12 protein-coding genes are annotated in these 12,952 nt (G+C 41.4%); 5 read left to right on the forward strand and 7 right to left on the reverse strand.

Translation table 11 applies throughout. The features are described from left to right. Nucleotides 1–5 precede the first annotated feature (5 nt). Nucleotides 6–1,241: an NHL repeat-containing protein gene (locus CUJ83_RS02460; protein WP_230740274.1), complete on the forward strand. Its 1,236-nt coding sequence runs from the start codon at nt 6–8 to the stop codon at nt 1,239–1,241. 95 nt (nt 1,242–1,336) lie between these two features. Beyond that, a complete protein-coding gene (locus CUJ83_RS02465) occupies nt 1,337–1,807 on the forward strand; it encodes a nucleoside deaminase (protein ID WP_230740276.1) in 471 nt (156 codons plus the stop codon). Nucleotides 1,808–2,100: 293 nt separating this feature from the next. Here CUJ83_RS02465 and CUJ83_RS02470 read toward each other — a convergent pair whose 3' ends face one another. The 4 genes from CUJ83_RS02470 to CUJ83_RS02485 all read right to left on the reverse strand — a co-directional run bounded on the left by CUJ83_RS02470 (nt 2,101) and on the right by CUJ83_RS02485 (nt 8,394). Beyond that, nucleotides 2,101–2,559: a GxxExxY protein gene (locus tag CUJ83_RS02470; RefSeq protein ID WP_230740278.1), complete on the reverse strand. Its 459-nt coding sequence runs from the start codon at nt 2,557–2,559 to the stop codon at nt 2,101–2,103. 270 nt (nt 2,560–2,829) lie between these two features. Continuing rightward, nucleotides 2,830–6,315, reverse strand: coding sequence for a PAS domain S-box protein (locus CUJ83_RS02475; protein ID WP_230740280.1), 3,486 nt, complete (start codon nt 6,313–6,315; stop codon nt 2,830–2,832). Between the two features lie 425 nt (nt 6,316–6,740). Next, complete coding sequence (locus tag CUJ83_RS02480; protein ID WP_369423865.1) at nt 6,741–7,091, reverse strand: GxxExxY protein; 351 nt, start codon at nt 7,089–7,091, stop codon at nt 6,741–6,743. A gap of 433 nt (nt 7,092–7,524) precedes the next feature. After that, entirely contained in the window at nt 7,525–8,394 is an 870-nt protein-coding gene (locus tag CUJ83_RS02485; protein WP_230740282.1) for a Rossmann-like domain-containing protein, read from the reverse strand. A 241-nt stretch (nt 8,395–8,635) separates the two neighbouring features. Between CUJ83_RS02485 and CUJ83_RS02490 the strand changes: the two genes are divergently transcribed. Together CUJ83_RS02490 and CUJ83_RS15850 are read left to right on the forward strand one after the other, a co-directional pair. Continuing rightward, nucleotides 8,636–8,830: a type II toxin-antitoxin system HicB family antitoxin gene (locus tag CUJ83_RS02490; RefSeq protein ID WP_230740283.1), complete on the forward strand. Its 195-nt coding sequence runs from the start codon at nt 8,636–8,638 to the stop codon at nt 8,828–8,830. Between the two features lie 56 nt (nt 8,831–8,886). Continuing rightward, nucleotides 8,887–9,105 (forward strand): type II toxin-antitoxin system HicA family toxin, encoded by a 219-nt coding sequence (locus CUJ83_RS15850; RefSeq protein WP_369423866.1) that lies wholly within the window; start codon nt 8,887–8,889, stop codon nt 9,103–9,105. 15 nt (nt 9,106–9,120) lie between these two features. On the opposite strand, the gene CUJ83_RS02495 is transcribed toward CUJ83_RS15850, so the two are convergent. Then, nucleotides 9,121–9,489 carry a nucleotide pyrophosphohydrolase gene (locus CUJ83_RS02495; RefSeq protein ID WP_230740285.1) on the reverse strand — a complete coding sequence of 123 codons (369 nt, stop codon included), beginning with the start codon at nt 9,487–9,489 and terminating at the stop codon, nt 9,121–9,123. Nucleotides 9,490–9,571: 82 nt separating this feature from the next. Then, nucleotides 9,572–10,015, reverse strand: coding sequence for a very short patch repair endonuclease (locus tag CUJ83_RS02500; RefSeq protein WP_230740287.1), 444 nt, complete (start codon nt 10,013–10,015; stop codon nt 9,572–9,574). 146 nt (nt 10,016–10,161) lie between these two features. Between CUJ83_RS02500 and CUJ83_RS02505 the strand changes: the two genes are divergently transcribed. Next, the gene (locus CUJ83_RS02505; RefSeq protein ID WP_230740289.1) at nt 10,162–12,207 is read left to right on the forward strand and encodes a DNA cytosine methyltransferase; all 2,046 of its coding nucleotides are present in this window, start codon (nt 10,162–10,164) and stop codon (nt 12,205–12,207) included. Between the two features lie 29 nt (nt 12,208–12,236). On the opposite strand, the gene CUJ83_RS02510 is transcribed toward CUJ83_RS02505, so the two are convergent. Then, entirely contained in the window at nt 12,237–12,944 is a 708-nt protein-coding gene (locus CUJ83_RS02510; protein WP_230740291.1) for a hypothetical protein, read from the reverse strand. Nucleotides 12,945–12,952: the final 8 nt, after the last annotated feature.

The raw sequence follows: 12,952 nt of genomic DNA on the forward strand, positions 1-12,952 counted from the left end.
TGGATATGAAAATAGGATACTGGATAATAGGATTATTGCTAACTTTGTTTATTTTAGCCGTGCCTGTGACAGGGCTGGCGCAATACGACAATAAGGTCTTGAAGCCCGACATGATGCAGGGCGAATACGGTAACGGGACTGGGCAGATATACAGGCCCATTTCAGTGGCCACAGATAAGGACTGTAACATCTACGTGCTCCATGATTCATACATTGATATAAACGACAGCAGCCGCCATAAAAGGGTCGTTTCGATATACGACAAATATGGCAACCACCTGATCACGTTTGACGTCGTAAAGAGAACGACGAAGGAATTGAACCCGGCACCGCTGGGAGATTTGATATCATCCAATTACTATTATGATGTCACCGCTTCGGAACTGTACGTAGGCGAGGACGGCAAGATATACGTCCTTAGCGCATATGACGTGCTCATCTTCGATGAGAAGGGCAAATACAGGTCGCAGTTCACCGTATGGCCCAACGCTAACTGGATATACAGGTACAAGGATACCTCATACCATTATCCGAAAGGTATCTACGTGGACAATATGACCAGAATATATACGTCGACGGGAAGCCTGCCGTCAGAACATGCGATCCTGGTCTACAGCTATGACGGAAGGCTGTTGAACAAGATGAACACGCCCACGAACGGACTTACAGACCTGTTCGCGGACAAGGACGGCACTATCCACCTCCTTGAAGAGGACAGCAAGACAATTACGCTTTATGACAGGTACCTGAACAAAATAGACACAATCAAGCTGGACTATAAAGGCGAAGATAAGATCACGTCCATTACGATGATGCCTGACGGCAAATTCGTCGCCAGCGCTAACGGTGTCTTCGTATTCGGCGAGAACGGAAGATACGTTAACCATTTCAAAGACTATGACGCGGCTAAAAAGATGAACTGTACAAGGCCTGTCGCTACTGACATTGAAAAAAGGATCATAACCATAAGCGGCCAGGAAGACTCTGATAAAACTGCACGGCCGATCCTGATATATCTCACGGAAAGAAATGGCGCAAACCCCACGGCAGGCACAGGATATGATCCAAATAATACGCCTGCACCGACATATAACGGTAACATTGAACTTACTCCTGACTATGAAGGAGGATGGATCAAGGCTTATCGTAAAGACTATCAGCCGGTGGCATGCTGCGTGCCTTACGCGCCGCTCTATTTGATATTTCAAGGGTTTAACCTGATCGCGGGCTCTATCCCCTGACCTGCTAAAGGGATACCCCTGCCCACCTTTTTTATCTTTTTTATACGCTGCATTAAAGTATGATGAACGGTTAATTACTCGGGGAGATAGGTCCTATGTCTGACGAATTTTTCATGAGGGCGGCCATAGAGAAAGCCAGGGAAGGCATCAAAGAAGGCCAGACACCGTTCGGAGCATGTATAGTGAAGGACGGTAAGATCATAAGCTCAGCGCATAACCTTGTCTGGGAAAACACGGACATCACGGCTCACGCTGAGATAATTGCCATCAGGGAAGCATGTGAAAAATTGAACACTATTGATCTTTCGGGCTGTGAGATCTATACTACCTGTGAGCCCTGTACTATGTGCTTCAGCGCCTGTCACTGGGCGAAGATAGGGAAGATCGTATACGGCGCGCTTATCGAGGACGCTAAGAAAGCCGGCTTTAGCGAGCTAACTATACCGAATGAGGATATGAAAAGGCTCGGGAATAGCCCTGTGGAGATAGTCGGGAATTTTATGCGGGGAGAAGCGCTGGAGCTTTTCAGGGAATGGGAGAAAAAAGGAGTTAAAAGAGTCTATTGATATAACATGCCCGGTATTTATTAGCAGGATCCCAAATTATTAGGCCAGTATAAAATTGTACACAAAGGGCTCGAAGGAACACGAAACTGCTAACCACAAAGCGCACAAAGGCAAACAAGGAACACAAAACTGCTAACCACAAAGCGCACAAAGGCAAACAAGGAACACAAAACTGCTAACCACAAAGCGCACAAAGGCGAACAAGGAACACCAAACTGCTAACCACAAAGCGCACAAAGGCGAACAAGGAACACAAAGGATTTTTAAAAAATAAAATTGTAGCATATTTTAAATTAATAGACTATCCGGGAAATGCCATCTCTGAGATGCTGTGCATTAAAATTAACTATAAGCCCTACTCTGTTACCGGATAGTTTCAGATAGGTTATCAATTGTGATTTATGAAGAGGTAGTATTGAGTCAATGGCCTTAAGTTCGATAATTATCTGATTCTCGACTAACAAGTCCAGCCTTAATCTGGATCGGATCTTAGTGCCTTTATATTTTAATGGGATCTCAACCTGTGATTCTGAGAATATGCCCCTCATTCTTAACTCTTCCAACAAGCAATCCTCATAGACACTTTCCAGCAATCCCGATCCGGTCTCATAATGTACGCTAAAACATGCATCTACGACCTCTTTAACTATCCTTTCTGTCTCCTCAGGTATAGGTTGAAAATCCCGTGCTTTTCTCTCATTAAGAACATATTCAGCAACCCTTCTTCCAGAACGTTCCTCATCAAAATCCATTATCATCACCAAACAATAAATTTTTAATACAAAATTATGAGAAAAAGTATTAAACATTAACAATGACCAATCCGAAAATAATAAAAAAATTGTGTACCTTGTTCGCCTTCGTGCGCTTCGTGGTTAACAGTTTCGTGTACCTTGTTCGCCTTCGTGCGCTTCGTGGTTAACAGTTTCGTGTACCTTAGTCGCCTTCGTGCGCTTCGTGGTTAACAGTTTCGTGTACCTTAGTCGCCTTCGTGGTAAAATAATAGAGATTTGTAACAATTATTAACGCGCTGATGATGATTCTTTTGTTTCATAGACGGGCAGCATCACTACGAACCTGCAGCCTTTGGTATAGTCCCCTTCTACGCGGTCCTCTACCCAGAAACGCCCGTTGTAATCATCCACCAGTATCTTTATCAGGCATAGCCCGAAGCCTTTGCCTGACTCCCGTGTCCTGGCAAGAGACAGCCTTTCGAACAGCTTTGTTTTTATATCATCCGGTATTCCTGGGCCGTTATCCTCCACCATCACCTTGTAATACTCCCTGCCCATGTCGCAGACCTTTTTGAGTATTATGTTAATGGTCAGCGGTCCTGTGGAGTGTTTTATCGCATTGCCCACAAGGTTAGAGAAGACATCCTTGATCAATTCGTTGGCCAGTACATAGCAGCCTATGACAGGGATATAGTTTATCGTGATCTCCCTGCCGGGTATCTCCGCATATTGCTTCACCACGTCCTGTAAGACTACACCGAGATCCATCACCATAGGCTTGATCTGGCCCGTGCGCTCTCTCTGTATCTTCTTGACGTTCTCTATTAGCTTGGAGTTACTCCGTAACATCTCTATAGGCTTCTCCAGCATGGTCATATTATCTTTTTCGAGTATCCCCTGCGTTTTAAGGATGTCAAGTGCCATTTCAAGGTATCCCATGGCGATCTGGTTGAGGTTATTGATATCATGGCCCATCAGATCCACGTATAGTTCAGACTGTGCCTTTGCCTCTTTTAGCTCTTCTTCCGTACGCTTGCGCTGCGTTATGTCAAGATTTATCCCTACCCAGGAAGTTATATCGCCTTTTTCATCGCGGATCGGCACTCCGCGGGATAACAGGATATGGCATTTTCCGTCAGCCCCTATGATACTATACTCATAATCCCAGAAACAGGCTGTATCCATACACATTTTCCAGTCGTTTTTCGTTCGCTTCCTGTCCTCAGGCGTAAGAATATCCATCCACCCATATCCTTTACACTCTTCCATGGTCTTGCCTGCCATTTCGAGGAAAGACCTGCTTAAATATTCCATTCCGCCATCCGGACCGGTTATCCAGACGCCATAAGGTATGAGTTCCCCTATGGAGCGATACCTTTCTTCGCTTTCCCTGAGCGCCTTTTCAACCTTATCGCGCTCGGTCATATCCCTGGCAGCGGCGAACACGCCTATTACGTTACCATACTCGTCGCGATAGACTGATGCGTTATAGAGGACTGGTATGATGTGGCCGTCCCTGTGCCGGATCTCAAGGCGGTAATCAGTTACGAAACCCTCCTTGAACGCTTTCCTGTAACCCTCCCGGGCCTTCCCGGGATCCATGAAATAGTCAGAGAAATCGGTGCCTATAAGCTCATCTCGAGAGTACCCGGTAACTTTCTCGGTCGCCATGTTAACATCGGTGATCTTACCGCCGGGGGATATCGTCACAAGAGGGTCGAGACTCGCTTCGATCAGGCTGCGGTTATAAGCGTTGGCTAGCTTTAAAGCCCGTTCGACAATATCGCGCTCGGCCATATCCCTGGCCGCGGCGAACACGCCTATTACGTTACCATACTCGTCGAGATATACAGACGCGTTATAAAGGACAGGTGTGATATGGCCGTCCCTGTGCCTGATCTCAAGACGGTAGTCCTTTACCAGCCCTTCTTTGAACGCTTTTCTATATCCTTCCCTTGCCATTTCCGGATCGGTGAAATAATCAGAGAAATCCGTCCCTATCAGTTCATCACGGGAATAACCTGTAACGATTTCCGTGGCGATATTGACGTCGGTGATCTTGCCCTCGGGCGAAATGGTCACAAGAGGATCAAGGCTTGCCTCGATAAGGCTGCGGTTGTACGCGCTGGCAAGCTTTAGTGCATCTTCCGCCATCCTGAGCTCGGTGACATCCCTGGCCGCAGCGAACACTCCTATGACTTCACCTGACTCGTCCCGATAGACTGACGCATTATAGACTACGGGAGTAATATGGCCATCCTTGTGCCTGATCTCCAGGCTATAATCCTTAACGGAGCCTGTTTTGAACGCTATCCTGTAGCCCTCTCTCGCCTTCTCCGGGTCCAGGAAATAGTCAGAGAAATCGGTGCCTATAAGCTCTTCCCGTGCAAAGCCGGTGATCTTTTCAGTAGCGGCATTGACATCGGTTATCTTACCATCGGGAGAGATCGTGACAAGAGGATCCAGGCTTGACTCTATAAGGCTGCGGTTATATTCATTGGCGCATTTTAAAAATCTCTCATACTCTTTATGCTCGGTCATATCTCGCCCCACTGCCTGGTACTCGATGACTTCGCCCTTTTCATTAAAGAACGCGTGGTTTATCCACTGCATCCATTTGATCTTTCCATCCGGAAGAACAACACGCTCTTCCAGTGTCTTCAGGGGATTCTCAGGAGAAAGAGAATAAATTGTATCAATAACTAATTGCCGATCTTCAGGCTCGACCAGGGGCAGGAAATTTTTGCCCAAAAGCTCTTCCTTCGTCTTTTCGAAGTACCTGGCATACGCATCGTTCACGAACGTCAGGAGGAGATCGGGAGTGAACCTGCATATCAGCTCAGTCTGGTCCTGGACTATGCGCCGATACTTTTCCTCACTCTCTTTTAAGCCTTTCTCGGCCTTTTTACGCCGGCTGATGTCTCTGACAAAAGCGCAGTGGAAATCTTCGTCATGGAAAGTGAATTTATAAACGGATACCTCGACCGGGAAGATCCTTCCGCCTTTAGTCTTATGCTCTGATTCGAATTTGCAGGGGGATTTTATCTCGATCTCTTTCCAGTGACTCGGCCATCGTTCTTTTGTGAATAGCGGGTCGATGTCCCACACTTTTAAGGATTGTAACTCCTTGCAGGTATATCCTAAAGAGTTGCAGGCAGCGTCGTTGACATAGTGGAAATTACCTTCGATGTCCACCAGGAATATCGCGTCGGCGGCCTTGTCCACAAGGAACTGGTCAAGCTTTAACTCTTCCTCGAATTTCTTACGCTCGGTGATGTCGGTGATGAAGCCTTCGAGCATCATCTCTTTTTCTTTAAATGAATATACTCCGCGTCCCTGCTCCCATACCCACTTTTCTTTTCCCGTGGCGGTTTTTATGCGGTAGATTATCCTGTAAGGCTCGTGTTTTTCCAGTGCCTTTTGTATGTTCGTCCATACATGCTCTTGATCTTCGGGGTGTATCAGGTCATTGTATGCGAGCTTGTTGTTATGTATAAGGTCGGACGGGAGATATCCTGTGATCTGATAGCAGCCTTCGCTCACGAACTCCATCGTGAAATCTTTGTCGTTGCGGCAGCGGTAGACCATGCCTGGGAGGTTGCTTATGAGTGTTGAGAGAAATCGCTGGCTTTCTTTTAGCGCGTCTTCGGCTTCTTTTTGTTTTCTTCTTGCTTCCTCGAGGCCGTTCACGCGGCTGCGAAGCTCATCGAGTTCATTTTTTAGCTGGTCGAGGGTTTTGTCGTTATCGCTGGCTTCGCTTTTGTTATCGGGCATGGATACTGCCTGATTTAATATATAATAGTCATTGACCTTAATATTATTGAAAAAAATATTAAGATTGGATTAAAATTACTGAATATTAGAAATAATTCGAGAAATAGGGTGTTTTATTTTATGCTTTCAACTTGAACTATATTGTTGATCTTGTGGTTGTGCCTGACGGATGGCAGGTAGGCACGTAACCTCACAAAAACACGGAAACACTAAAATTTTTTATATGATTTTTTAAGGGCACGAAATTCTCTAAGAGTTACTCACGAAATCTCTAAGGCTCTAGTATCACTGTCAATGCTCTAACACCCCTAATGCTCGGCTTAACGCTCAAATATCTCTAAGTCACCAACGCTAAAACAAGGCACGAACATTCTCCAAAACACGAAAGTTTAATATCCCGGTTTGTGTTGTAAAAAATTTGCGTTTTAGTTAATTATTCTTGTTATTCCCTTTCCTATGTTCTGTTCGTTGAAATTTATCAATAGGCCGAGTCTTTTTCCGCTAAGCCTTAAGTAGTTGAGTAATTGTGCTTTGTGTATAGGCTGTACCTGGTCTGTGGATTTGAAGTCCACTACCAGGCAGTCGTCGACTAGCATGTCCAGGATGAAATACTCATCATCATACACGATGCCGTCATACACTATAGGTATCTTGATCTGTGTCTTGACATTGAACCCTCTGCTTCTGAGTTCTTTAACCATGAATCTCTCATAGGTCTTTTCAGGAAGCCCGACCCCAAGCCTTTTATGGATGGTTAAGCCGAATCCACAGTATATTTTGCTGCTGTTTCAACGATATCAGGTAACTTCTCGTATTTTCTTTCCATCATGATCACCTTAACAAAACAATACTAATTTGCTATTAGTTGCAATAAAGTATTATAAGTTTATCCATCAGACTAAAAAAGTGAACAGGTATACGATCATTGAACAACACAAACCGCGCCATTAAACTTTAGTGTTTTGGAGAATGTTCGGGCCTTGTTTTAGCGTTGGTGAATTAGAGAAGTTAGTGCGTTGAGCCGAGCATTAGAGGTGTTAGAGCGTTGACAGTGATACTAGAGCCTTCGTGGTTTGGTGAGTAATTTTTAGAGATTTAGAGCCCTTAAAAAATCATATAAAAAATTTTGTGTTTCTGTGGTTCTGTGAGGTTATGTGCCTACCTGCCATCCGTCAGGCGCAATTATTCTCTTTATAAAGCGCTAATACGTCATTCTTTATACAGGGTATACCTGTACTGATGCATCCTTAACGCTATTTCCATATCCAGCTCGTTATACATGTCATATTGCAGCTTCATTGTGTCTTCTATCATGACTGATTGTATGACATTTACTCCGCTGTCGAATAGTGAGTCGGGCAAGAGCTGCGCGCTGGGGCCGTAGATGCTTATGATACGGGCGTTCTTAGCATAGCTCACCAGATCATCGAAGGTGCCGTTCATCAGCGTTGAGCCGGTGATTAAAACGACGTCCGACCTGGACAAGACTTCTTCATTTTCTTCTGCGCCGTGCAGGATGACGTCCCTGGGGCCGTGTTCTATCTTATCGCCTACTATTATTGTCTCGAAGAATTCTTTTGGCCTGATGTCGGTTACATGAAGCTCTTTGGATTTTCCAAGGAACTCTTTTACCATGCCGCCGTAGCCTACTATCGTTATTACGTCCGTAGGCCTGGTGAAGTCTTTTATGGCCTTATCGCTGCGATAGCCTTTTTCGTAGAGACGGTCTCCGATTATGAGTGGCCCGGAGAGGGCGTTTAATGCTGCCAGGCCGATGGATCTTTTATGGATGTCGTCGGTGTTTATTGTTTCTTCCGCGATCTCAAAAAGAGGCTTACCCACTAGGGTTTTTATGTAGTTTATGTATTCCTGTTTGTCTAACTTGCCGTAGACCGAGTGGATGCCCGTATAGTTCATTGAAATACCGCATTGTTTCTTTGAGCCTATAAGGACATTCCACTGGGGCTTGACCGCAAGACGGATAAGGTTGCCTGGCTCGAAGCCTTCTTCCCTGTACAGCGACTTTAGGTCGTTTAGTGCTTTGTTTAGGATCTTACTTGTTTTTATGTCTGAGGTCATTATGGAAGCCTCTTTTGTCGATGAGATCAGGAGGGTTATGGTTAATTATTGTTGGTAACTTATTTAAAGGTATGTTAAGCTGAAGGGATTAACGTAAGTGATTAGATCAGAAAATCAATAAATTCTTATACTAATTTTCACTATATTGTATAAAACATTAGTATTTGTTTCGGGAGATCAACTCATGTCTTTAATAAGGCATAATATATTTAAAATCGCAGGGATCAACGTTATTATAGATATGTCCAAAAGATTTTCTGCTACTTTTAAAGTCGAAGTCGATAAGGACGGCTATTTTTGTGCCGCTGATCTTGAGCAGGGCATATTAACGGATGGAAAAGATAGGGATGAGCTATTAAAAAATATCGATGAAGCCGTAGAATGCCATTTTGATGTGCCTTCCATGGAAGTCGACATCAGGATCATTGGCCTGTAATAATTCTTTTTTCTGGCGATACCCGGTCAAAGTTACCGGTCATTAAAGGTAAAGACATTTTTAAGTATCTAAGAAAACATGGATACGTCAAGAGATCGTGCAAGGGTAGCCATCACAGTTATAAGAGAGCTGATGGGAAAGGTTCAATTATCACAGTTGCAGTGCATGGAAATGATGAGATCCGGGAAGGAACACTGAGAAATCTTATTAAATACCTGGCTATGAATGAGGGTAAGAGCGAAGAAGAGATCAAAAAAGAATTAATGGAACTATGATCATTATCTGGATACTCAGAGTTCAGTGTATTTTTTGTTTGACCCTCGAGCTTTTTCTACCGGGTATTTTTTCTCGTTGATCTCCATCTTTTTTGTAAGCTCTTCGGCCAGGTCGATGTCGTATACCTGGGAGAACCTGAGGATGAAGAACATGACGTCTGCCAGCTCTTGGGTTATCTGCTCGCGGGTCTCGTCCTTGAAGAATAAGCCTTCTATCTCATTGTTTGACTTGAAGCGGAAGTTATCAAGTAGCTCGGCGGCTTCCGTAGAGATGCCTATCGCCAGATCCTTTGCGTTGTGGAAACGGTCCCAGTCGCGGTCTTCGCAGAAGCGCTGGACTTCGGATTTCAGGTCGTTGACGGTGGATGAAGAGTCGGAAGGCATGATAGGATGGTTTTATTTGGAGAGTATAAAAGGTTTTCGTAAAAATAATATATTAATAATAAAATTAAATATTGAAACATCTTTAGTAATCGATATTCGAGATATATTCATGTATTTGGTCTACACATTTTTGCAAATCGGATTCAATCTCACATTCCCAAAAAACAAAAACTTTCCATCCCGTATTTACTAAAGCTTCAGTTTTTTTCTTATCCCTTTCAACATTTTTCCTAAATTTTTCGTCCCAAAAATTTTTATGTGTTTTCGTTGTCGGGGGATTGCATTTAGGGCATCTATGCCAAAAACAACCATGAACGAATATTGCGATTTTTTTCCCAGGATAAGCAATATCAGGTCTACCAGGTGCTTTTTTCCAATGTAACCGATAACCTGATAGCCCTGCATCTCTTAATGCTTTTCTTAATTTTAGTTCAGGTTTGGTATCTTTTCCCCTTATCGAGCTCATAACTCTTGAGGTTACTTCTGACTCGGGTATAGGAGACCTTCCGTCCCTTATGAATTCCATATACATTACCTATTCTAATTTGCTAATATCATAGTAAAATACTTTTACCGCGGTCTATAATTAGTTATAAGTCCAAGGAGAATAGTAAGGATTGATCGTCAATCTTATATATGAAAAGTGACATCTATAAGGACAGTGACTACAAAATGAATGAAAAAGCATCAGGAATAACAGTTATCGATTTATTCTGTGGAGGAGGGGGTTTTAGCGAAGGATTCCATCAAGCAGGTTATAATGTAGTGTATGGTATCGATAATTGGAAGCCCGCATGCGATACACATACAATTAATGGCTTAGGTGAAACTGATCGCATAGATCTTTTAAAAATTGATGTTGATGGTATATTAAATATTAAAAAAGAACTTGAAATAAAATATAATAAAATAGACATCGTTATTGGAAGCCCACCATGTACAGAATTTTCCTATGCTAAGAAAGCCGGTAGAGGGGATATTGAAAAAGGTATGCTTTTAGTAAGAAAGCACTTATTGTTCGTCACATTATTTAAACCAAAATATTGGCTTATGGAGAATGTTCCAAGATTAGAATCAGTATTAAACGAAGAATGCGATGGTTCAAAAAACTCCGGTTGGACTATATCATATGAAAAATTAGGGATACCCACCCATAGATTTAGAGAATTAGGTCTAGAAGGATCCTCATTAGAGATACCATATGGTGAAGTATTCACAGCTTCAGATTTTGGTGCGCCGGAGAATAGAAAAAGGTTCATAGCGGGTAACTTTCCAATAGGATTAATGAATGACCAAAAAGTTGGAAAGGATGTTGATGTAAGTTTAGGTGGACTCTTAAAAAGATTAAAAGACAGTTTAATTGTGAGTGAAAAAACTGGCTTTATTGAAGACCCTAACTATAGAGGACACTTTATTAGAAAAGATGATCTGAGAGATTATAATTATAATACTTCTTTACATCCAATGTATTGGGAAGAGATGCGACATTTAAAAAGACGACATATTCAGTATGGTAGAATGAACTTGCCAGAAGACCCAAGCGTACCGGCAAGAACTATCATGGCAACAGCGACATCGTCCTCAAGAGAGTCATTGATATTCGAGACAGATGAGTATCAATTATACCAAGGTAAAAAAAGAAAGATATTTAGACAGCCAAAAGTTCGAGAAGTAGCCTGCATACAGGGATTTCCCCTCGACTTTCAGTTAGTGGCATCTAGGTTGAATGATAGATATAAATTGATTGGAAATGCAGTCCCATGCCAGTTATCTTATGCGCTTGCTAAAGCAATATCTACAAAAATAAAAATGAACTATTCAAAAATAAAAGATATGGATTTTAAAGAAAGGGCAAAATCGACATTAGATATGCAAGTTTTGAATAATAATGGACCTATAGTATCAAGACCAGTACAGATAGTTGATGAAGCAATAATTAATGGTAATGTTCATAAGACCTTTAAAGCAAAACCATTGAAGAACATTCGTAGAAAATTATTATCTTCAAAATTAGAGCAGGATTCAAGTGTAGTAATATTTGAGAATGCAGACTCTGAAGATGGGAAGGTCTCTGGTAGTTTAGTTTGGAAAGCGTGTATACAGAGGGGAATGGGTAGTAAATTTTATAAAGTATATATAGACGAGACAAGTATATCAAATATATTGTTGGATTTAAGTATACCATTTGATTCATTTTTATTAAGAAAACTGGTAAGAGAAGGAATAAATGAGGTTGATAAGGGAGCACCAAAATTCACAGATAATTGGTCAGAGTTCCCGGGATGGCTGGCGGATAATAATGAGTATTTATCATATATTACCGCAGAAAGAATAAATTTCCCAGCGACAACGTTGTTACAAAAAGCATTTACAACTGATGTCCCGGATTTGAATGGATATGTAGGCCCAATAGACATATTCGACAGTATAGATGCAATTATGTTATTATTATTTAATAACGAAGAATTTTTACATTTAAAAAATAGAATGATTAGAATCAGTCATATTAAAGATAATAATAATTATCCGAATCGAATAGATCCTAGAATTATAAACGAGATTAATAATACTGATATACCTCTAGTGACCTTGACTGCTGCAACATTAAATATTTGTATTTTAATAAAAATGTATGAACAGGATGAAGATATTAATAATCCATATTATAAATCTTTAATTAAAGCAAAAGATATGATAAAAAAATGGTGTAAAAAATAATTTTGTGAAAATAAATATTTATATTATTTTTATTGATATAGAATCGGAGACAGCCATTCCAACAATTGTGTTTGTGTAGGAACACATGTACCTCTTGATACCGCTAATTGCTGCATTTGAGTAAATACTTTTTTATAATCGATATTATTCAAATTAGGAATATCGTGCACATATTCAACGAATTTATAAGTCTCATAGGGTATCCTAATACATGTTAGGAGAGTATTTATCCGACCGACATTATAATCATATTTTCCATCAAATGTAGGTTTACCATCATCAGTATGATGATATTTAACATCCTCATTCCATCCCAGAATATTTAAAAAATGCAAAAAACCTAATGTGCCATATGGCAGATACTTCCCAACAGAATCATCAATATCAGTTATTACAGATAGAATCTGCTCGTTAGGTTCATATCTTACTTTCCCATTCACTATAGTGTGATCCAATAAATATGCATTTCTATATATTAAAACCAATAGATACTTAAAATAATCTTCATTAATTCCAGCGATTTTAGATAAGGGTCCCCAGATGTCTTGAAAAGTCATTTTTATACCTGAGTTTCCTACCTGAGGGGTCATATCAAATGGATTATTGTTTTTCTCTCTTTCTGTTTCTTTTCCAGGTTTTAAAAAATAGACTTCTACGTTGTCGGATAAAATTTCTACCACATGTTTACAAGGATTGTCTATTGTGCCTTTATTCCAAGATATTGCTTCACTTATCATTTTTTCCC

This window comes from Methanooceanicella nereidis (assembly GCF_021023085.1).
Taxonomy (GTDB): Archaea; Halobacteriota; Methanocellia; order Methanocellales; family Methanocellaceae; genus Methanooceanicella; species Methanooceanicella nereidis.